Raw genomic sequence first — 22,495 nt, 5'->3', positions numbered from 1 at the left:
AATTTATCGAATGTTAGCGATCGAAATAATATCGGCGAAGACTCCGGCGGCCGTTACGTCGGCCCCGGCTCCATAGCCTTTGATGATCATAGGATACTCGTGGTATCGTTCGGTAGAGATCATGATGATGTTGTTGCTGCCTTCCAGCTCGTAGAACGGGTGGTGGGCATCGACCTCCTGCAAACCCACTTCGCAGGCCCCGTTTTCCATTTTGGCAACGAAACGGAAACGTTTGTCTTCAGCCTCCAACTGCTGGCGCTTTTCTTCGAACTGGGCATCCAGGCCCTGTATGTTGCGCCAGAAATCATCTAATGACCCTTCGAAATAGCATTCGGGGATAAAGAGGTTACGCTTCACATCTTCCTGCTCCACCTTGTAACCGGCTTCGCGTGCCAGGATCACCAGTTTGCGGATCACATCCTTCCCGCTTAGGTCGATACGGGGGTCCGGCTCGGAATAGCCCTCCTCCTTTGCCATCTGGATTGCCTTGCTGAAAGGGATATCGGCGCTCAACGTGTTGAAGATATAGTTGAGCGTGCCCGAAAGGACAGCCTCTAACTTCAGGATATGGTCGCCGCTGTTGATCAGGTCGTTCATCGTGTTGATGATCGGCAGTCCGGCCCCGACGTTCGTTTCGAACAGGAACTTGATGCCGCGGTGACGGGCCGTCTCTTTCAGCTTCATATAGTTGTCATATGAAGAGGAGGCGGCGATCTTGTTGGCGGCAACGACCGAGACGTTGTTGTTCAGCAATTCTTCGTAAAGGTCGGATACCGCCTGGTTAGCTGTGCAATCCACGAATACCGAGTTGAAGATATTCATCTTCAGGATCTCTTCTTTCAGATGTTCGGGTGAGCTTTCCTGCCCGTTCTTTTTCAGCTCGTCGATACAGGTTTCCAGGTTCAGCCCTTCGCGACAGAAGATGGCATGTTTGCTGTTGGCTATGCCGACAACATTCAGTTTTAGCCCGTTCTGCTGCATCAGCTTCGGTTGCTGGATGCGGATCTGTTCCAACAAGTTGCCGCCGACTGTGCCGACGCCTGCGATGAAAAGATTCAACACCTTGTATTGGGAGAGGAAAAAGGAGTCGTGGATGGAGTTCAATGCCTTGCGCAGGTATTTCAGCTTGATGACGAACGAAATGTTCGTTTCGGAAGCCCCCTGTGCACAGGCGATCACGCTGATGCCGGCGCTGCCTAATGTCCCGAACAGCTTGCCGGCGATGCCCGGCGTGCGCTTCATGTTTTCGCCTACGATAGCGACGGTTGCCAGGTCCTTTTCCGCTACCGTGTCGCTCATATCGCCCTGGGCGCGTTCGAGTGCGAACTCTTCGTCCAGCACCTTGACCGCCAGGTCCGCGTCTGCATTCCGGACGGCAAATGTCGTATTGTTTTCCGAACTGGCCTGCGACACCATGAACACGCTGATGCCGTTCTTTGCCAACGTTTTGAAAATACGGTAGTTGACACCGATAACACCCACCATGCCGAGACCTTGTACCGTGATCAGGCACGTGTCGTTGATAGACGAGATCCCTTTGATGATCGCTTTGCTGTCGTCCTGCACCCGTTCTTTGGAGATATAAGTCCCTCTTGCAGTCGGATTGAAGGTGTTCAGAATGCGGATCGGTATATTTTTGTGATAAACCGGGTAAATCGTAGGTGGATAGATCACCTTCGCGCCGAAGTTACACAACTCCATCGCTTCGGTGAAAGTCAGCCGGTCGATGACATAAGCAGAACTGATCACACGCGGATCGGCTGTCATGAAGCCGTCCACATCCGTCCAGATTTCCAGTCGGCGCGCGCCTAAGGCCGTTGCCAGGATGGAGGCGGTATAGTCGGAGCCTCCACGTCCGAGGTTGGTCACTTCGCCTTCCTTGCTGGAAGATATGAAACCGGGAACCAGCGATACTTTGGGCAGCGGGTTGAAGGTTTCTTCGATCAGTTTGTTTGTCAATTCGAAATCGACGATATGCTTGTTGAACTGTTTGACCGTCTTGATGAATTTGCGTGAGTCGAACAGCTTGGCTTCGTTTATCACATTCGAAACGATCAGCGAGGAGATGCGTTCGCCATAGCTGACGATCGTGTCGGAAGTCTTGGCCGACAGGTCGTTAATGAGGTACACACCTTTGTATATATTACCTAATTCATCCAACAAAGCCATCACTTGTTTCTGCACTTCGATCCGCTCTGCCTTATCGGGGATAACACCTTGTATGACGTCGAGATGGCGGGTAACGATTTCGGAAAACTCTCTTTCGTAGGCTACATCTCCGTTTGTTGCCATCGAGGCTGTCTTCAGCAGTTTGTCCGTGATCCCCCCTAAGGCGGATACGACAACGATTACAGGCTCTTCAATAGCCTCTACTATCTTCTTTACGCTCAGAATGCTATCCACGGAACCTACGGATGTCCCGCCGAATTTCAATACTTTCATCGATATGTATTTATTTAGTTGATTGGAAAAAAAGAAAAACAGGTGCAATGTGAGAATTGCAACAAAGCGGGACGTGGTCTCCGCACTTGTTTATTTATATATGCTAAACCCCCCAAGGGGTCATTGTCAGTGCCCAGGTATGATATGTAAAACCTGTTAATGTCATTTGCGATTTTCTTTGTATTTATATTTACGTCGGCAATATTACGCATTATTTTCCAAATGCAAGCATTTTTTTAGCTGAAAGTTGAAATTTGACAGAGAAAAGTTCAATATCACGCCAAAACGAAGGACGTAGTTCTAACAGAACTTAGCAGTTTGACTTCTCCTTATGAATAGATCCGATATATGAAAAGGCCTTTGCAATCTACCTTTCATGCTGCCGGAAGGGAAGATTATAAAGTCGCACATTGTATATGCAGGGTATAGAACCAGTAGAAAAAAAGCGTTGAAACAGTTGTTTTAACCGCTTTATAGTTTTATAATTTGAATATTTTTTAGTCTTTCCGATTAAAAAATGTCTTATTTTAGTTTGATTAATTGTAAATTTAATATATTTGCGCCTATTAGTGTGTCGAATACAATGTCCTGTTAGAACTACGTCCTTATAATTGGGGATCGTTTATGCTTTATATACCTTAAATTAAAAGGAAATGTTTTTATAGGTCAATGTCGCTCTACTTGAATGTATCATTTAAATCTATTGATTATGAAGAGGTTCTTTTGGATTCTTTTTGTAATGTCCTTATGGGGACATTTGCTGTTAGCACAAGAAAAGACAGTGTCTGGTATCGTAATTTCTACCGAAGACGGCTTACCGATGATTGGCGTGGCTGTCGTAGACAAGCAGACGATGAATGGCGTAACCACCAACGAAAAAGGAGAGTTCTCGATGACGGTCTCTCCCCGTACGAAAACACTGCATCTCTCTTATTTGGGGTATAAGACGAAAGAGGTCGCCATTACCGGCCATAGCATGAAAATCGAAATGGAGCCGGATATGGTAGCGATCGACGAGGTGATGGTCGTAGCCTACGGTACGGGAAAGAAATCGACCTTTACAGGATCGGCCAGCGTAGTCAAGAAAGAATCGCTGGAAAAAATCAAAGCATCCAACATTACACAGGCTTTGCAGGGGCAGAGCAGCGGTGTGCAGGTTGTCAACAATTCCGGTGAACCGGGAGCTGACGCAACAATCATGATCCGCGGTATCGGCTCCATGAACGCATCCAGCTCCCCGCTTTATGTGGTCGACGGGACGGCTTATGATGGTTATCTGAATGCTATCAACCCGAACGACATCGAGTCCATGACTATTCTGAAAGATGCTTCGGCCACCGCTTTGTACGGTTCCCGTGCAGCTAACGGTGTCGTGATGATCACAACGCGCAAGGGAGCCAGTGAGAAGGGCCAGATTAATTTCCGTTCGACGTGGGGATTCTCCAGTTTGGCGGTGGATCTGCCAAGAGCTTTGAGCCCGAACGAGTTTACCGAATTAACTTGGCTGGCTTTGAAGAATGGTTATATGGATAATAAGGGGGTTTCTGCGGAAGAAGCGGCTCAATATGCAACAGGTGCATTGGGAAACGAGTTGAAACTTAATCCTTATAATATGGCTAACCCTGTGGGACTGGATGGTAAAATCGATCCGAATGCACAGTTGTTATATTCTGGTGATTGGAGAAATGAATTGTTGAAATCCCGTTTACGTCAGGAATATACAGTAGACTTTAGTGGTAAATCCAATAAAGCGGACTATTTCCTTTCTGCCGGTTATTTGAATGATAAAGGTGTGTTCTCCACTCAGAAATTCGAACGTTTCTCTGCTCGCGCCAATTTGAATTATGAAGTGAAGAAATGGCTGAAGGTAGGAGCCAATATCAATTTGTCTCATAGCGTACGTGAGATGTCTGCTGGAGAAACAACAGTTTGGTTTTTAAGAACAGTTCCTTCTAACTATCCGATTTATGAATGGGATGCCAATGCACAAACATATAAAAAAGATAGTAATGGTAATCTGATTTATGATTATGGAGACAATCGTCAGAGTTGGATCGGTTGGAATCCTTTGGCTGATGCTGTTTACAATCCTTCACCCTGGATGCATGACGACGCATCTATGCGTACTTATTTTGAGATAAAAATCTTACCGGAACTGACTTGGCGTACTAACTTAAGTGTCGATTTTTATCAGTACACATACGACGGATATACGAATGGTGAACACGGTTTCGCTGCAGGATATGGTGGAGAGGCTTACAAAGAAAGTGATCGTAATTTTGCATATACTGTCAATAACTTGTTGACTTATAATAAATCTTTTGGGGATCATACTTTGACAGTTCTGTTGGGACAGGAAGCCTATTCGACTCATTATAAAAATTTGTCGGCTTCAAAAAGAGGTTTCCCTTTTAACGGATTGACAGAGATCAATGCAGCTTCGAAAATGAACAGCATGAGTTCTTATTATAATAAGTATCGCTTACTGAGTTGGTTTAGCCGTGCCGAGTATGATTATAACGATCGTTATTATGTTTCGGCAAGTTTCCGTACAGATGGCTCTTCTCGTTTTCACCCGGATAGCCGTTGGGGTAAATTCTGGTCGGTTGGTGCTTCTTGGCGTATTTCGAATGAAAAATTTATGCAGCCTTATAAAGATTGGTTGGATAACTTGAAGTTAAAAGCAAGTTATGGTGCCGTGGGAAATGACAATTTGGGTACTTATTATGCTTATCAAGGTTTGTATGCAACAGGAAATAATGACTACAATAATGCGGGTGTGATGATTAGCCGTTTGCCGAATAAGACTTTGAAGTGGGAAAGTAATATGCAGTTTAATGTAGGTGCGGATTTTGCCGTATTTAATAAACTGAGTGGTAGTTTTGAATGGTTTAATCGTAAATCGAAAGATTTGTTGTTTACGATGCCTATGGCTCCGTCTACCGGTTTTAGTGGTATAGACAGAAATATTGGCGATGTTAAAAACTACGGTATCGAGTTCTCTTTGAATTATGCAGCCATTACAACGAAAGATTTCAAGTGGACAATCGATTTGAACGGAACATCCTACAAAAACCGTATCACAAAATTGCCGCAAGACGAAATGAATTCCGGCTATTTCAAATGGCGTGAAGGAGAGTCTCGTTATAATTTCTGGGGAGTTGAATATGCTGGTGTCAATCCGGAAACAGGAAATGATCAGTATTGGCAAAATATCTACGAGACGAATGCCGATGGAGAAAAAGTTCTTGTCGAAAGAAGAAAAACAGAAGACCTGAATGCTTTGACAAGTGATAACCAAAAGAAATATTTGGGAGATGCCATTCCCAAATTGTTTGGTGGTTTTACCAATAATTTCTCTTATAAAGGAATTGATTTGTCATTTATGATTTACTATAGTTTTGGCGGAAAGCTCTATGATGGCGACTACTCTCAGATGATGGCCTACCGTACGGGCTATAGCATGCATCCGGATATGTTGGACGCATGGACTCCAGAAAATACGAATGCAAAGTTCCCGCGTTTGTCTACAGCTTATGCAAACACAATGGGGTCTTATTCTTCCAAATTCTTATATAATAATACGTTTGCCCGTTTAAGAAATGTAACATTGGGGTATACGCTTCCTAAGTCGTTAACTTATAAATTCCAGGTGAATTCTTTACGATTCTTTATCCAGGGTGATAATTTACTGACTGTCGGTAGTGCAGCGAAGCGTGGTACAGATCCTGAGCAAAGTGTTTCAGGTACGACTTCTAACCGTTTCCCGGTAACGAAGTCGGTCTCTTTTGGTTTACAATTGAATTTGTAGGAATATGTTATTGTTAAATAGTAAAGCAAATAAAAGATATGAAATCGTTAAAATATAATACATTAGCACTTGTAGCGGGAATTCTTGCAAGTGGATTAATGGGGTGCAGTGATTTTTTGGAAACGAGCCCGTCAACATCGGTTGCTGATAGTGAAGTCTTTAAAACTGTAGCCGGAGCCCAGGCTGCTTTAAACGGATGTTATTACCAGATGCGCGCATATAATAGTGGAGGAGCGGATCGACAGGATGATTATGGTCTGCCTTCCGTTATGCATATTTCAGATATGTGTGGTGAAGATATTATAGCTTGGGGTGGATGGTACACTTTTGTATATAACTACTGGGGTGAAACGCGTGCTGATATTTTTCGTTCAAGCCAATTGTGGACTTTTCATTATAGATTGATTAATAATGTGAATTCTATTTTGGCTTATGTAGATCAATGCTCAGGAGATGAGGAAGATAAGCAATTTATAAAAGGGCAAGCTTATGCGATGCGCGGATGGGCTTATTTTGATTTGGCACGTTTTTTCCAACAGACCTATGCGATTGCTCAAGATATGCCGGGTATGCCGATTTATACCGAACCTACAACTGAAGCGACTGAAGGAAAACCTCGTGGAACTTTGCGGCAAACGTACGATCAAGTTCTGTCTGATTTGACGCAAGCTGAAACTTTATTGGATGGATTTAATCGTGGAGACCGTATTAATAATTTCGATCAAACAGTTGTGCAAGGGGTGTTGGCGCAGGTATATCAAACGATGAATAATTGGCCTAAAGCAGAGGAATATGCAAAGAAACTGTTGGCTATTTATCCGTTGACAACGAATGAAGAGTTCTTGTCTGGTTTTAACGATCATACCATTCCATCTTGGATTTGGGGTATGAAGCAGACTGAAGAACAGAATATGGGGGATTATTCTCAATTTGCCATGTGGGCAAACGGAACACGTAAATGTTATACCTTTGCAGGTTGGTTTTTGGCTACAGACTTTGTGAATCTGTTTGAAGAAGAAGATATTCGTGCAAGCCAGTTTGAGTGGTGGTGGGATCAGATTTATGTATCTTATAAATTCCGTGATAATGAGGAATGCCGGGGATCTTATTCTTTTATGCGTGCCGATGAAATGTTGTTGAATGCGGCAGAGGCATGCGCCCGTCAAGGTAAAGAGGCTGAAGCTAAAGAATTATTATGGCAACTTCAGGATATGCGTAATGCAAAACGTTCCGAAACGACAGGTGATGATTTGATCGAATCGATTTTATTGGAAAGGCGCAAGGAATTGTATGGAGAAGGTTATGCATTGTTTGATATTGTCCGTAACCAGAAACCTTTGCTTCGTACAGGCAATCATGTTGATTATAATGGTGGAAGTGTTCAACTTCCAGCTCGTTCCTGGCGTTTCATCTTCCAATTGCCAAATTCCGAACTGAAGAATAATAAGGCATTGGTTGACGATATCTGGCCGGCAGGCGATCAGAATCCGTATAGTGGAGTTTATGAACCGTAAATATCAGAAAGATTAAAAAAGCCTCCGGATTTTTCAGAATTTCCGGAGGCTTTTTTTATTATGTTATGTGGATAGATGCGATCGAAATTTAGAACAACGAATACGTGAAAGTCAACTGAAACGAACCGTTCCAACCCAATTGTCCTGTGTCCCAATGCTTATACTTAATATATTCCAAACCGCCTCTTACATCGGCTGACAGACGGATTTGAGGGGAGAAATAGTAATAGGTTTTGAAATAGAGTTCGGTCGAAGTATTCCAATAATTATTGTTTGAAGTTTGTTTCGTATTCATGTAGTCGATATCTCTCCAGTATAAAAACTCTCTTATACCCCAGTTGAGATTTGTGCGTGAATTCGGATAATAGCCCCAATTGTATGAACCGGAAAACTGGGTTGAATATTGGTTTAATTTGAGATGAGGATCGTTTTCGATGTAAGGATCGTTGCTGGATGTCCGTTCGTATTGTCCTCTTAAAGATAAAGAAGCGGACTGCTGCCAGTAAAGATTGACCGGCTTTTCGTATTCCATGGTAAAGAGGGCACCGGCAAAGGGAATGGTAGATTTTGACCCACTATTATCGTTGTTGTTTTCTCTGATATTGTCGGATCGTGTGTGCCCGTAGCCACCCAATATCGAGCCGCTGAATACCAACCCAGCCCCGCGTTCGAAACGATCCCCGTACATCCAGTAGTCATACAGCGTTGTGAAGTAGGAGGCTCCGGATGATTCCAACAAACGGTTGGTAACGAAGAAAGAGTCTACTGCTGAAACTTCGTCTATCATCCGTAGACGGGAGTCGAAAAAGCGTTTGTTTTTCACAATGGCGATCAACTTGGAGAGTTCCAATATTTCATTATTGGTCAGTTGCCGTTTTAATACCCCTTTTTTAGAGAGATTGTCTAGTATATAAATCGCTTGTCTGGCATCGGTTACCGATTCGATACGGCCTTTTCCGATACCCAGGGAGACGTCACCGCTGAAATATTTGGATTTATATTTTTGATAAGAAGGTTGGTCCTGCTTATTGCCGTTTACATATCCGAACAGGTTTCCCGATAAAGACCAGAAACGTTTGTTCGTTTTGTAGAATCGGTTGTCGGTATAGTAAGAGAAAGAAGTCTGGTATTCGTTCGCTTTGTAATCATTGGATTTGTCGCGGGCGTATTTCCCGTTAAGATTTATCCGTCCTTCCTGTTTACCCCAGTAAGGCCGTGTGTTCTTGATCCGGTTGAATGCCGTGCCGAAGTCTCCTCCTAAAGACGAGTGATCCTGGCTCGATCCTTTATTGTCTTGGATCAGGCCGGATGAATTCAAAGAAAAGTCCAATTCGTTCCTGACGATATCAGGAGTGATGAATGAACTCAGGTCAAAATGTTCATACGTTTGTGCATGGCTTGTGAAGTAACAGCCAAGTACGAACACAAGGGATGAAATGATTTTTCCTTTTTTCATAATATTATTATTTAGAAGTTGAGCTATCAGAGTCTGTTATACAAATATACTAAAATTTAAATGATATCCTGTTCTACATCAGACTTTATTTTTTAGTATTTATTGCTTAAGGCGATGGCATACATGATCAATAATTGAATGATAATTTACCGGCGTAAAACATGGATGACAGACATGGTCATACAATCTTGAAGCGGAAGCAGAAATAAGAACTCATTATAAAGTGTCTTTAAATTCTTCGTCACGTCAGATTTGCATTGTGCTGGAAGACAGTTCTAATACAGTCTCTGCTAAAAATCAAAATAGTCTGGTGCAATACGATTTGTACCGGATGGAAACCGGTACATTGGCAAGAAAAAATCCTTGCCTGTTTCTGGTGGCACGATCGAGACATCAGGAGTAGGTAATGGCTTGTACCTGTTGAAAATAGTAACGGGAGAAGCCGTGCAATCCGTTCCTGATTTATGTCTATTAGTAAGCAGGATTTTGTTTCGACACACCCTCTTTTTTTGAGAGAATGATCCTGAAGATGAATTTCACTTTTTATGGCAATATAGAAAGGGGGTTATTGTATAATATTGTTTTGTTAACGATAAAACACATCCTTTGTAAAAGGCTGCAAATTCCGGTTCTTCATAGGGAAAAAAGGACTTCCTGTCATGAGGTGCGCAGTTTTTCGCCACGAAGACGGTCGTTGTTGCCGTGAGTTGCCGGAGGCATACATCATGAAGACGGTCGTCATGGCCACGAAGACGGTCGTCGTGGTGATGAAGACGGTCGTCATGCCGATAAAGAGGCAAATCTCTTTTGGAATATTCAGGCCTGTGTCGGCTTTCGTTTGCTACAGACGATTCTCCGGAAGTTCAGTTTTTCCACAATGTTAGGATTTTCTGATTTTTAGTAACAAAAGAATTTCGTTTTTCTGTTTTCTGCCGACCTCGTTTTATCGACTGCTCATTAATACTGATCTGAAAGATGAAAATGTCAGACACGAATCGTTCGAGATTTCATTCCAAATAGAAAAATGCTCTAATAAGGGTTATTGTCTGTTTTTATCCTCCGTTTTTCCCTTCTCCATGTCCTCCCGGCTTTTGCTCTGTGTCACCAGGTAAACGCCAGTAAAGACCAGGATCGCCGACAGAAATTTCTGCCAGGAAAAGGTGTCTTGTCCGATCATGACGGCGATGAACGAGGCGACGATCGGCTGCACGTAGTTGTACATGCTGACCGTTGTCGGGCGGATTCGCTTCAATGACATCGGGATGAGCAGGTAGGGGAGGAACGTCGCCCCGAAGAGGACGTAGAAGATCGCGCTCAGCTCCTTGAAATCCCAAACCTCCCGGTGGAAGGCGGGAGCGTCGAGCACATGCCGGAAGGTGAAGGGAACCAACGTCAGCGTCGTGAACAGGAACATCCATTTCATCATCGTGACCGATGAATAGCGTAAGGAGAGTGGCTTCGACAGAACCAGGTAGATGGCATACATCAACCCGCTGACGATCATCATCACGTCACCGTCCAGGCTGCTGATACTGTCGGCGGCGTGCGTGGAGCTGAAGACAAGCAGCAGCCCGCCGCTTACCCCCATAAATACCCCGAATGATTTCTTCCGGGTGATCGGCTCCTTCAGGATGACGGCTGCCAACAGCAGGACGAAGATCGGCACGGCGGTGGCGATGATGGAGGCGTCGACAGGAGAAGAACGGTTCAGCCCGACGATAAACAATCCCTGGTTGATCCCCACCCCGCAAAGGGCGCAGACGAAAAGCATCCCCAGGTCTTTCGACGGCACTTTCTCTTTTACCGTAAACAGAGACACGATCCAGAACATCACGCAGGCGAAAGCCATACGCATGATCGTAAGGCCTTCGGGGGGAACGTGGGCCGGCAGCAGATATTTGGATATCGGCATATTGACGGCAAACAGGATATTGGTTACCAATATCAGAATGTGACCTTTCAGTTTCTCGCTGTTCATGACCGTTGTTTTTTATTTATAACGTTCTTTTTCTTTGATAAACCCGTTGCGGAACGCATAGAGGAGCTTTTCCAAGTCATGGATCTGCTTTTGCAGGTCCGCCCCTTTGTCTGTGTCCTTGACCATCTGCCGGTGGGAGTTCAGCTCCACGACGATGGTAGTGGAGCGGATGTCCTTGCCTTCCTTAATGGCCTGGTCGGTCGACAGGAACGGCTCGTGCTGCACAAGTTGGAAACCGCGCGAATGGTAGACTAAGGTATAGCCGGCGATGCCCGTTTCGGGATGGTAGGCTTTGGAGAAACCGCCGTCGATGACGAGCAGTTTGCCGCCCGCCTTGATCGGGTTCTCGCCTTTGATGGAACGGACGGGGACGTGCCCGTTGATGATGTGGCGGTGTTGGCCGGTAACGCCGAACTCGTCCAGCAGCATCTCGCAGACCACCTCCTCCTCCCTCAGGGAGTAGTAGGCGCCTTTTTCCTCCTTTTGCACCGATTTGTCGTCGATGAAACAACGCTCGAAAGTTGCCATTCGGCTCTTGTCGAAGAGGGGGGAGTCCTTTCCTTCCCAGAGGTACCAGATGTAATCCATCGCGAAGTCCTTCTCCGGACTGTCGTCGGCGTCGAAGTAGGCGGTACGTACCAATTGTTCCACTTTGTCTAACAGATCTTTGCCCTTATATTCCGCCCCTTCGATCCGGATCGCTTTGAGCGTGCCGTCCGGGTTCATCGGGACGGAGGCGTGGAAGAGCAGGTTGGAGTTGCAGACCTGGTACATACTGCCGTGCGTGAACAGGCAACGCATGTGTTTCTTCAGCTTCTCGCTGCACTCGAACGAGTGTTTGATACGGCGCATCAACTCTTCCTCCTCGATGGAGAGGGCGTAGGGATCTTTGGCTTTGAGGGTAGGCCAGTTCTTGTCTTTCAGTTCATATTCCTTTCCTTCGATGCGGATGGTCCCGTGCCGGAGGTCGATGTGGTGGAGCAATAGGCGGTCGTCCATTCCGAACTCGGGACGGCGGCGGATGATCTCGCCTTCCAGTTTGAACTGTATGATTGTGATTGCCTTGTGCATACGGGCGATCAGTTGGGTTGTCTTTTCGTCGAAAGTAGCATCCGACGCGTTTGTGCGGGGGATGAACAGTTCGCAGGGATCGTCGCCATAGACTTCCATCGCGAAGGTCGCTAAGGGCAGGAGGTTAATGCCGTAGCCGTCTTCCAGGGTTGCCAGGTTGCCGTAGCGCAGGCACATACGGATCACGTTGGCGATGCTCCCCGCATTGCCGGCGGCGGCTCCCATCCAGAGGATGTCGTGGTTGCCCCACTGGATGTCGAAATTATGGTAGTTGCAAAGCGTGTCCATGATGATATGGGCGCCCGGTCCGCGGTCGTAGATGTCGCCGATGACGTGCAGCAGGTCGATCGTGAGGCGCTGGATCAGGTTGCACATGGCGATGATGAAGTCGTTCGCACGGCCGGTCGAGATGATCGTGTTGATGATCTGGTCCACATAGGCGGACTTGTTAGGCTCGTCGCTCGATTCGTGGAGCAGCTCCTGGATGATGTAGGAAAACTCCTTCGGTAACGCTTTGCGTACCTTCGAGCGCGTGTATTTGGACGAGACGTTCCGGCATACGCGCACCAGCTGGTTCAGGGTGATCAGATACCAGTCGTCCAACTCTTTTTCATGTTGCCGGATCAGCTCCAACTTCTGTTCCGGGTAGTAGATCAGCGTGCACAGTTCCTTCTTCTCGAAATCGCGTAATGTGTTGCTGAATATTTCGTTCACCTTGCGCTTGATCGCACCGGAGGCGTTCTTCAGTACATGGTTGAAAGCCTGGTGCTCGCCGTGAATGTCGGACAGGAAATGCTCCGTCCCCTTCGGCAGGTTCAGGATGGCCTCCAGGTTAATGATTTCCGTACTGGCGTCCGCCACTGTCGGAAAGCTGCGTGCCAATAGCGTCAGGTAGCGCAGGTCGCTTAATACGTGTTCTGCTGTTATGTCTTTAGTCATACATTATTTTTTTATTGTCAATCTATTGAAACGTCTCCAAAGCAACAGGCCGAGGGTGGTCAGGCTGACCGGAAAGCCGCACCAAACGCCGATAGGTCCCCAACCCAATGTAAATCCGCATAGGTAACCGATGGGAAGCGCCAGCCCGAAATGGCAGAGAAACGCCATATAGGCCATATATTTCACATCCGATATGCCGCGCAGGGCGTTGGCGAAAAGGATTTGCAGCCCGTCGCCGAATTGGTACAGGATCACCGACCAGGCAAGCAGGGCGACCAGTTCGACCACCTCTTTTTCGGGGGTGATGATATAGCCCATGTTGTTGCGGAAAAACAGGATAAGCAGCATCACGATAGCGGCCGTCCCCGTGATCAGATGGAGGCCCGCAAAAGAAGCGTTCCGGATGGCCGTCCAGTCGTTCCAGCCTTTGTAGCTGCTTACGCGTATGGTGACCGCCGCCGCTATGCCGTAATAGACCATGAAGCCGAGTGTGGTGATCACGCCTACCACCTGGTGGGCCGCAAGCGCCGTGCTTCCCAGCCAGCCCATCATGATGACGCTCAGGCTGAACGAGCCTGTCTCGACTCCCATCTGGAATCCCACCGGCAGGCCGAGGCGGACCAGGTTGCCTAAACTAATCTTATTGAGAGTCCCTTTCCTGAACCCCTCCAGGTAAGGTTTGTAGCGGGAATGTTTGGCAAACAGGTAACAGAATATCCCGAATGTCAGGATACGGCTGAAAAGCGTCGAGATGCCGGCACCGGTAAGCCCCAGTTCGGGACATCCGAACTTGCCGTATATCAGCAGGTAGTTACCGATGATGTTCAGCACGTTGGCCCCCAGCATGACGCACATCGGGGTGACCGTGTCTGTCGTGCCGTCGCTGAACTGCTTGAACGAGTTGAACAGCATAGCGAAAATGATCGAGAAAAGCTGCAATATGTAGTAAGGTACGATGTAAGGCATCAACTCTTCCGGCTGTTTCAGAATGTGGATGTTCAGAAGCAGTGCCAGCATACAGAGGCTTAGCAGCAGCCCTACGACGAAGTTGATGCAGAGGCTGTTCTTCAGTGTCTCGCCTGCCCGGGCATATTCTTTCCGCGCAAAATAACCTCCGATGATGGGGGTTAGCCCATAGGAGAATCCCATCCCGGCAATGAACACGAGGTTGAAGAAGTTGTTGACGAACGACGCTGCAGCCAGTTCGGCCGTACTGTGGTGACCGACCATGATGTTGTCGGCGAAGCCGACAACAATAATGCCCAGCTGCCCCAACATGATCGGGACACCCAGGCGTATTGTTTCTTTATAATGTTCCTTGTAGACCGAAAGCTGTATCATTCCAAAACCTCTACCGACTTGATTACTACATTTTCCGTCGGGCGGTCTTGTTTATTTGTCTTTACTTGCTGGATGGCGTCTACCACGTCCAGGCCTTCCACCACCTCGCCGTACACGGTGTACTGGTTGTCGAGGAAAGGCACGCCGCCGGTCGTCTTGTAGGTTTCGCGCAGTTCTGCGGGCATCTTCGTTTCGTCTTTCCGCTTTTCGGCTTCCAGTTCGGTCTTTCCGATCAGAGTGTCGCGGAGCACGGCGAGTTCTTCTTTGTTGCCGCTGCGGTACAGTTCCATGATCTTGGGTTTGTTTTCCGTCTGGAGGCGGTTGAAGATGGCTTGTTTCAGGCGTCCTTCGAGTTGCTTCTCCATCTGACTGAGTTCGGCTTCCGAATATTTCTTGCCGGTGACGATGTAGAACTGCGAGGCAGATGAAGCCTTTTCCGGGTTCATCTCGTCTCCGGTACGGGCGGCACATAAGGCTCCTTTCTTGTGGAAATATTTAGGGTAATTAAACTCCGCCGGGACAGTGTAACCCAGGTCGCCGGCTCCGAGCTGCTTGTTCATCGGGGCGTCTTTGGAAGTGACGTCGCCGCCTTGCACCATAAAGTCCTTGATGACACGGTGGAACAGCAGGCCGTCGTATTGCCCGGCTTTTGCCAACTTAATGAAATTGTCGCGGTGCAGCGGCGTGTCGTTATATAATTTGATTTTTATCTTTCCGAGTGTGGTATCCATCACCACTAATGTTTCTTTTGTTTCCATTCTTTGTTGTTTATTTATTGACAATCTTCATTGATTTGATCTTGATGTTTTTGACGGGACGGTCGTCTGCGTTCGTCTCTGTGAACTGGATCTTGTCGACCGCTTTCATGCCGCTTATGACTTCGCCGAAAATCGTGTATTTTCCGTCTAAATGGGGTGTACCGCCTTCCAGCATATAGGCGTGCCGCTGTTCGGGGGTGAAGGTGATGCCTTGTTCCTTTTCCATCTTGTCCAATTCCATTTCCGTAAAGAAATTGCCGGTTACGATATAGAACTGGGTGGCCGACGAGGCGCGTTCCGGGTTCTCTTCATCCCCTGTACGGGCGGCGGCGAACATGCCGCGTTTATGGAAGTATTTCGGGTACACGATCTCTGCCGGGATCGTATAATCCGGGTCGCCGTCTCCCAAGTGTTGTTCCAGCGGCGCGTCTTTCGAGTTGATGTCGCCTGCTTGTACCATAAACTGCTTGATGACACGGTGGAACAACAGGCCGTCGTAGCGATGCTCATTCACATTTTTAATAAAATTATCGCGGTGCTGGGGTGTGTCGTTAAAAAGTTTCACTTTGATCTTCCCCATATCGGTATCGATCAGTACCAGCGTTTCAACCTCTTGCGCTTGCAAATGGACGGATATCAGAGCCGAGAGGGCTACTAAACATATAGCAAACAGCTTTTTCATCTTCATCTTATTTTTGTATTATGGCAACAAAAATAGTGATATTTACTCGTTAAAGCAATCATTTAACACAACCTTTTTCGCCGGTATCTGTTCAAGTTGGTAATTCATCTAAACAAAAAGTACATTTATGAAAACATTGTTGAAAAGCGCAGTTTTACTGCTCGGAATGGGATTGGTTTCTGCCCATTCCAACGCTCAGAAAGTTGTGGTTGAGGATAACGAACCGAACTCGGTCATGTTTGTCACGATCGATAAGGCTGGCAATGAGATTGTCCGGATCATGAATGAGACACAGAGTCCCCGTTTCCACGAACCGAAAGCGCCCCGCTTCCTGCTGACAGACCGGAAAGGCAAGTTTGCCCTCGGTATCGGAGGATATGTGAAACTGGCAGCCGAATATGATTTTGGCGGTATCTCCGATAATATAGACTTTTATCCGGCTTTGATCCCCGGCAGAGGACAGTCCTACGTGCGGAACCAGTTCCAAATGGACGCTACTACCAGCACCATCTTCTTGAAGCTGGTCGGACATACGGACCTGCTGGGCGATTTCGTTGTCTATACCGCCGGAAACTTCCGCGGTGGTAGCGGTAAGATATTCGAGTTAAGGAATGCTTACGTGTCGGCACGCGGCTTTACGGCGGGCTACGACTACGGTTCGTTCATGGACTTGGGCAACGTGCCTGCAACGATCGACTTTGCCGGTCCTAACGGGATGTCGATCTATCATGCTACGCAGATCCGCTACGAACATGCGCTTGCCAAAGGCTTGAAAGCCGGTATCGGTGTGGAAATGCCGGTTGTGGACGGTTTGACGAACGACCATGTCAGCATTGCCAAACAGCGGATGCCGAACTTCCCGGTTTACGTGCAGTACGGTTGGAACCCTAAAAGCCATTTCCGCGCAGCGGCTATCATCCGCAGCATGACTTACGACAATTTGACTGCTCACAAGGCTGAGTCGGAGATCGGATGGGGCGTTTTAGCTTCTGCCACCTTCAATCTGACGAACCGTTTGCAGGTCTACGGGCAGGGCGTTTACGGCAAAGGTATCGGACAGTTCCTGAACGATATGAGCATGCTGAATGTCGATGTCGTTCCGAATCCGGAAAAGGAAGGGAAGATGCAGGTGCTCCCGATGATGGGGTGGTTTGCCGGTATGCAGTATAATTTCTCTCCGAAGGTGTTCATTACCAGTACATACGGCCAGTCACGCCTGTATAGCCATGACGGTTATCCCGCCACTCCCTCCGAACAGTACCGGTACGGGCAGTATCTGAATGCCACGCTTTTCTGGAATATCACTTCCGATCTGCAAGTCGGAGCCGAATACCTCCGCGGCTGGCGTACGGATTTCAACGGCGACACCCGTCATGCCAACCGGATGAACCTGGCGGTGCAGTATAGTTTCTAAAATATTTGCCGGACGCAGACAAAAACAGTCCATTCTCTACATCTGTCTGCGTCCGGTTCGTAATAATTTGATACAGTTCTTTTTTTTATATATCTTTGCCCTTGATAATAACTAATGAATAAGCGGGATGAAATATTTGACGGGAAGTTTTTCCCTATTGTTTCTATTGCTTGTATCAGTATATGCATATGGGGGTAACGATTCTACTTTGACGGATTTGCGAACATCCGGAACTCTGGTGTCCAAAGTGAAAATATCCGGTAAGGTTGTCGATGAGAATGAAAAGCCTTTATCGGGGGCCAATGTTGTAGAGGAGGGTACAACTAATGGCGTTATAGCTGGTGCGAACGGAAATTTTACAATACTTGTGGCCGACAGTTCGATATTGAATATCTCTTTTATCGGATACAAACCGAAGGCAGTACCTGTCCGGGGACGGCAGTATGTCTATGTGAAGTTGTCGGAAGACGTGTTGCTGCTCGATGACATCATTGTCACCGCCTTGGGATTGAAGCGCAAAGAATCGGCCTTGACCTATTCTGCGAAGCAGGTTGACGGGGAAGAACTGACTCGTGTGAAAGAACCGAACATGATCTTCTCGCTGGCGGGTAAAGTGGCTGGTATGCAGGTCAATAAAACATCTTCCGGCCTCGGCAGCTCAGCCAAAGTATTGATGCGAGGAATACGTTCCGTAGCCGGTAATAACCAACCCTTGTATGTGATCGACGGGGTTCCGGTGCTGAATACTTCCAACGAGCAAGCTTTTACCGCTATAGGCGGCACGGCGGATGCCGGTAACAGGGATGGCGGAGACGGTATCTCGAACCTGAACCCGGAGGATGTGGAAAGCATCAGCGTGTTGAAAGGCTCGCCGGCGGCCGCATTGTATGGCAGCCAGGCGGCGAATGGCGTGATCCTGATTACGACAAAGAAGGGGCGGGGCGATAAGCGGGAAATTACCTTCTCAACCAATCTTACCTTTGACAAATCCTTTTGCCTCCCCGAATTTCAAAACACTTACGGGGAAAGTGACGGGGTGGAAAGTTGGGGCAAGAAGCAGGAGATGCCCACCTATGACAATGCCGGCGATTTTTTCCGTACCGGCCTGACTTCCATGACTTCCTTGTCCGTCAGTACCGGCAATGAGCACTATCAGACCTATTTCTCGTATGCCAATACGACCGGGAAAGGGATTATAGAGAACAATAAATTAAATAAGCATAATATTAATTTCCGGGAAACGACGAGGTTACTCGACAACCGTTTGATGCTGGATGCGAACATCAACCTCTTCCGCCAGATTATCAACGACCGGAGTCCGAGCGGCGGCTTTTATATGAACTCACTGGTGGGCTTGTATCGCTTCCCGCGCGGAAAGGATATAACGGAGTACAGGGATCATTTCGAGGTATGGGACGATTCCCGTAATATGAATGTGCAGAACTGGCATTCGGGGACGGAAGATTTCGAACAGAATCCCTATTGGGTGGTGAATCGCATCCGGAGTAAGGATGTGAGGAACCGTACAATGGCGTCGCTGACAGCAGATTTGAAAGTGACGGATTGGTTCCGGCTACAGGCCCGCGGTAGCGCCGATAACGTGTCGGATAAGGTCCGGCAGAAGTTCTATGCCTCGACCGCTCCCGCGCTTGCAGGAATGAACGGACGTTATATTGAGGCGGATTACCAGGAGACGATGTTCTATGGGGATATCATGGGGATGTTTGAAAAGAAATTCCGCGATTTCTCTCTCCAGGGAGCCGTGGGAGCCAGCATCAACGACAAGACGGTCAACTCGCTTCGCTACGATTCCAAGACTGCTTCGCTCAAATATGCGAATGTCTTCAATATCGCCAATATCAATATGAACGGTTCGGCCTATATCGATCAGCAGATAGATGCCCGCCGGCAAATGCAGTCAGTGTTTGCGACGGCACAGGTGGGTTACAAGGAGAGCCTGATCATCGACTTGACCGCCCGTAACGACTGGGCGAGCACCTTGGCTTATACCCCGAACGAAGGTTCCGGCTTCTTCTATCCCTCGGTAGGGGCGGCGTGGATTATGAATAAAATGCTGGCGTTTCCCGAATGGGTGTCTTTCTCCAAGGTACGGGGGGTGTGGAGCAAGGTCGGCAACGATATACCGCTCTATGTGACAAACCCGGTGTCGCATGTGGGAGCGGGAGGCGAGATCGAATACTCGGATGCCGCCCCGTTTGAAGATATGAAGCCGGAAATGACGACTTCCGTCGAGCTGGGGACGGAATGGCGTTTCTTTAATAGCCGGTTGAGCTTTAGCGGGACCTGGTATAAGACGAATACGCGTAATCAGTTCTTTAAGCTACCTGCCAAGTCCGGTGACCGCTATGCCTACCGCTATGTGAACGCGGGGGATATCCGGAATATGGGGTGGGAGATAAGCATAGGCGGATCGCCCGTTCTGGGAAAAGATTTAAACTGGAAAAGCGAGTTGAATTTGTCTACGAATAAGAATAAGGTCGTCAAGCTGCATGAGGAGCTGCCGGTCTTTGTCTACGGTCCCAGCGGTTTCTCTTCCAGCTACGCGATGCGGCTCCGGGAGGGCGGCTCTTTCGGGGATATCTACGGTAAGGCGTTCCGCCGGGACGAAAACGGACAAATCCTGTATGAGACGGAAGGCGACAAGAAAGGACTGCCGCAAGTCGAGGGAGAAGGCAACCTGATAAAAGTCGGCAACTGTAATCCCAAGCTGACAATGAGTTGGAGCAACACCATAAGCTTTAAGGACGTGACTCTTTCCTTTCTGATCGACAGCCGTATCGGTGGCGATATCCTTTCGCAGACCCAGGCGGATATGGACCTGTTCGGGGTGACGAAGGAAACGGCTGCCGCCCGCGATGCCGGTTTTGTGATGCTGGAAGGACATAAGATCGAGGACGTGGAGGGCTTTTATAAGAATGTGGTGGGAGGACGCGCCGGGGTGACGGAATATTATATGTATGACGCAACCAATATCCGCCTGCGTGAACTTTCGTTGGGCTACCGCTTGCCGCAGAAATGGATGGAGGCGTCGCGCGTGTTCAGCCAGGTGAACTTCTCGTTCGTGGCGCGCAACCTGTTCTTCATCTACAAGAAGGCGCCGTTCGACCCGGATCTGGTACTATCGACCGGTAATGATAACCAGGGGATAGAAGTATACGGGATGCCGACCACACGGAGCTTCGGATTTAATATCAAATGTGAATTCTAATTGTTCAGAAATATGAGAACTCTTTCCTTCATCCTGTCTGTCGTCTGGCTTGCCACCTCCTCTATTTTCCTGTCCTGCACAGGCGAGTTCAAGGATATTAATACGGATCAGTCGGGTATTACCGATGAAGATATGAAGATCGACTTCAATAATCTGGGCATTCCACTGGATATCATTCAGCAAGGAATCTATTTCAACTACGATTTCGGGAAAGGGAAGAACTGGCCTTATCAGTTGATGCAGAATCTGAATGCCGATATGTTCAGTGGCTATATGCACGATTATAAACCCCATAACGGCGGGAGCAGCAATTCCGATTATAACCTCCAGAATGGTTGGAACGGTACGGACTGGGGATATACTTATGCCTATATCATGCCGCAGATCAAAAAACTCGAAGATTCTACGCGTGTCGCCTATCCTTCTGTCTATGCAGTGACCAAGATTCTGAAGGTGGAGGTGATGCACCGTATTTCGGATATCTACGGCCCTGTCGTCTATACTCATTTTGCCAATGAAGAAGAAGAATACTGTCCCGATACGCAGCAGGAGGCGTATGCCGCTTTTTTTAGTGACCTGGCCGAGGCGATTGAGATTCTGCATAAGTATGTGGATAACGGGAACCGGGGACCGGATATTTCGGACTTCGATATCCTGCTGGATGGTGATCCTCGCTCCTGGATACGTTTTGCCAACTCCTTGAGGATGCGGTTGGCGGTGCGCATCGCGATGGCCGATCCGGTAAAGGCGAAAGAGGAATTCATAAGATCCTTCCGCGACCGGGCAGGCGTCTTCGAACAACCGTCCGAATGTGTGAAGGTCTCTACTCGCAACGGTTACCAGAATCCGCTGGGCGAGATCAATCGGGTATGGGGAGAAGTCTTTATGAACGCTTCGATGGAGTCGATCCTGGTTGGCTACGGAGATCCACGGATCGGAGTGTTTTTCGAACCTTGTATGGATGATGTCTTGATATCCGATGAAGACGGGGCATATACTACATTAGAGTTGAAAGGGCGCTATAAAGGAATCCGTCAGGGAACTTGCTTTTCCCATCTCCTGTATGCCTCCCATTCCAAGATCCACGTAAACCAGACCACCGAACCTATTCTGATGACGGCAGCCGAAATCTGGTTCCTCCGGGCGGAGGCGGCTTTGCGGGGGTGGACGGTGGAGAGTCCGGAAGTATGTTATCGCAATGGCGTGATTGCCTCTTTCTACCAGTGGGGGATCGATGGGGCGGACGACTATTTGCAATCCGACCGGGTAGGTGCGGACTATGTGGATGTTCTCGATCCGGCGAACAATATCGAAGCCCGTTGTAAGGTTTCCCCAAAATGGGAAGAAGATGCTTCGAAAGAGGTGAAACTTGAAAAGATATTGACACAAAAATGGTTGGCGGTATTTCCCGAAGGCGGTGAAGCCTGGGCCGAACAACGGCGTACGGGTTATCCCCGTCTGCTCCCGGTGCGTTTCAATAACAGCAAGGACGGTTGCATAGATACCGAGGTCATGATCCGCCGCCTGAATTTTCCCGCTGACCTGGCCGATACGGATGCCCCTCTATACGAAAAGCTGGTCAACGCTTTTGGCAAGCCGGATCATGCCGGAAGCCGTTTATGGTGGGACACGGGACGGAATTTTTAGTATGAATGTAAAAGGTGTAACTATCGGCCGGTTTGAACCATAAATGATGATTTGCCAGCATGAAACATGGATGCCAGGGTTATACAAATGATTGTCATTTCGTAGGGGCAGGGCTCTACTCTTTTCCTACAACGTATTAAATATCAACTTGTTATTCTTTTTTGTGGAGTAGAACCCCACCCCTACGAGCCTATTTTATTTATTAAAATTTTA

The 22,495-nt window shown here is 47.8% G+C and carries 13 protein-coding genes; 6 read left to right on the top strand and 7 right to left on the bottom strand.

What is annotated here, in order from left to right:
* Positions 1 to 3: 3 nt before the first annotated feature.
* On the bottom strand, positions 4 to 2,442 hold the full coding sequence (thrA, locus tag ACPYIV_RS09350) for a bifunctional aspartate kinase/homoserine dehydrogenase I (protein WP_293740199.1): 2,439 nt from the start codon (positions 2,440 to 2,442) through the stop codon (positions 4 to 6).
* 709 nt (positions 2,443 to 3,151) lie between these two features.
* On the opposite strand from thrA, the gene ACPYIV_RS09345 reads away from it, so the two are divergent.
* Complete coding sequence (locus ACPYIV_RS09345; RefSeq protein ID WP_301706025.1) at positions 3,152 to 6,253, top strand: SusC/RagA family TonB-linked outer membrane protein; 3,102 nt, start codon at positions 3,152 to 3,154, stop codon at positions 6,251 to 6,253.
* A 38-nt stretch (positions 6,254 to 6,291) separates the two neighbouring features.
* Positions 6,292 to 7,767 carry a RagB/SusD family nutrient uptake outer membrane protein gene (locus ACPYIV_RS09340; RefSeq protein WP_293732257.1) on the top strand — a complete coding sequence of 492 codons (1,476 nt, stop codon included), beginning with the start codon at positions 6,292 to 6,294 and terminating at the stop codon, positions 7,765 to 7,767.
* A gap of 88 nt (positions 7,768 to 7,855) precedes the next feature.
* Here the strand turns inward: ACPYIV_RS09340 and ACPYIV_RS09335 are convergent, their stop codons facing one another.
* A complete protein-coding gene (locus ACPYIV_RS09335) occupies positions 7,856 to 9,223 on the bottom strand; it encodes a hypothetical protein (RefSeq protein ID WP_293732256.1) in 1,368 nt (455 codons plus the stop codon).
* A 659-nt stretch (positions 9,224 to 9,882) separates the two neighbouring features.
* Between ACPYIV_RS09335 and ACPYIV_RS09330 the strand changes: the two genes are divergently transcribed.
* Complete coding sequence (locus ACPYIV_RS09330) at positions 9,883 to 10,107, top strand: hypothetical protein (protein ID WP_301842641.1); 225 nt, start codon at positions 9,883 to 9,885, stop codon at positions 10,105 to 10,107.
* 155 nt (positions 10,108 to 10,262) lie between these two features.
* On the opposite strand, the gene ACPYIV_RS09325 is transcribed toward ACPYIV_RS09330, so the two are convergent.
* From ACPYIV_RS09325 to ACPYIV_RS09305, 5 genes are read right to left on the bottom strand one after another with little or no spacing between them, the layout of a single operon-like run.
* Positions 10,263 to 11,201, bottom strand: coding sequence for a DMT family transporter (locus ACPYIV_RS09325; RefSeq protein ID WP_300761518.1), 939 nt, complete (start codon positions 11,199 to 11,201; stop codon positions 10,263 to 10,265).
* Positions 11,202 to 11,213: 12 nt separating this feature from the next.
* Positions 11,214 to 13,211, bottom strand: coding sequence for a fructose-1,6-bisphosphatase (locus tag ACPYIV_RS09320; RefSeq protein WP_301705603.1), 1,998 nt, complete (start codon positions 13,209 to 13,211; stop codon positions 11,214 to 11,216).
* Between the two features lie 3 nt (positions 13,212 to 13,214).
* Positions 13,215 to 14,552, bottom strand: a complete 1,338-nt coding sequence (locus ACPYIV_RS09315) for an MATE family efflux transporter (RefSeq protein ID WP_299359629.1) — start codon at positions 14,550 to 14,552, stop codon at positions 13,215 to 13,217.
* Positions 14,549 to 15,310 carry a peptidylprolyl isomerase gene (locus tag ACPYIV_RS09310; RefSeq protein ID WP_299359632.1) on the bottom strand — a complete coding sequence of 254 codons (762 nt, stop codon included), beginning with the start codon at positions 15,308 to 15,310 and terminating at the stop codon, positions 14,549 to 14,551. Before ACPYIV_RS09310 ends, ACPYIV_RS09315 begins: the two co-directional genes overlap by 4 nt.
* Positions 15,311 to 15,320: 10 nt before the next feature.
* Positions 15,321 to 15,992 (bottom strand): peptidylprolyl isomerase, encoded by a 672-nt coding sequence (locus ACPYIV_RS09305; protein ID WP_293740359.1) that lies wholly within the window; start codon positions 15,990 to 15,992, stop codon positions 15,321 to 15,323.
* A gap of 127 nt (positions 15,993 to 16,119) precedes the next feature.
* Here ACPYIV_RS09305 and ACPYIV_RS09300 point away from each other — a divergent pair, with 127 nt between their 5' ends.
* The 3 genes from ACPYIV_RS09300 (at position 16,120) to ACPYIV_RS09290 (ending at position 22,282) form a co-directional block, all read left to right on the top strand.
* Complete coding sequence (locus ACPYIV_RS09300; protein WP_293732249.1) at positions 16,120 to 17,406, top strand: DcaP family trimeric outer membrane transporter; 1,287 nt, start codon at positions 16,120 to 16,122, stop codon at positions 17,404 to 17,406.
* A gap of 127 nt (positions 17,407 to 17,533) precedes the next feature.
* Positions 17,534 to 20,635 (top strand): SusC/RagA family TonB-linked outer membrane protein, encoded by a 3,102-nt coding sequence (locus ACPYIV_RS09295; protein WP_425886398.1) that lies wholly within the window; start codon positions 17,534 to 17,536, stop codon positions 20,633 to 20,635.
* A gap of 12 nt (positions 20,636 to 20,647) precedes the next feature.
* On the top strand, positions 20,648 to 22,282 hold the full coding sequence (locus tag ACPYIV_RS09290) for a SusD/RagB family nutrient-binding outer membrane lipoprotein (protein ID WP_425886397.1): 1,635 nt from the start codon (positions 20,648 to 20,650) through the stop codon (positions 22,280 to 22,282).
* The last annotated feature ends 213 nt before the right edge of the window (positions 22,283 to 22,495 follow it).

Source organism: Parabacteroides vesiculifaciens, assembly GCF_049860805.1.
GTDB lineage: Bacteria > Bacteroidota > Bacteroidia > Bacteroidales > Tannerellaceae > Parabacteroides.
This window is presented reverse-complemented; position numbering and strand designations above follow the sequence as displayed.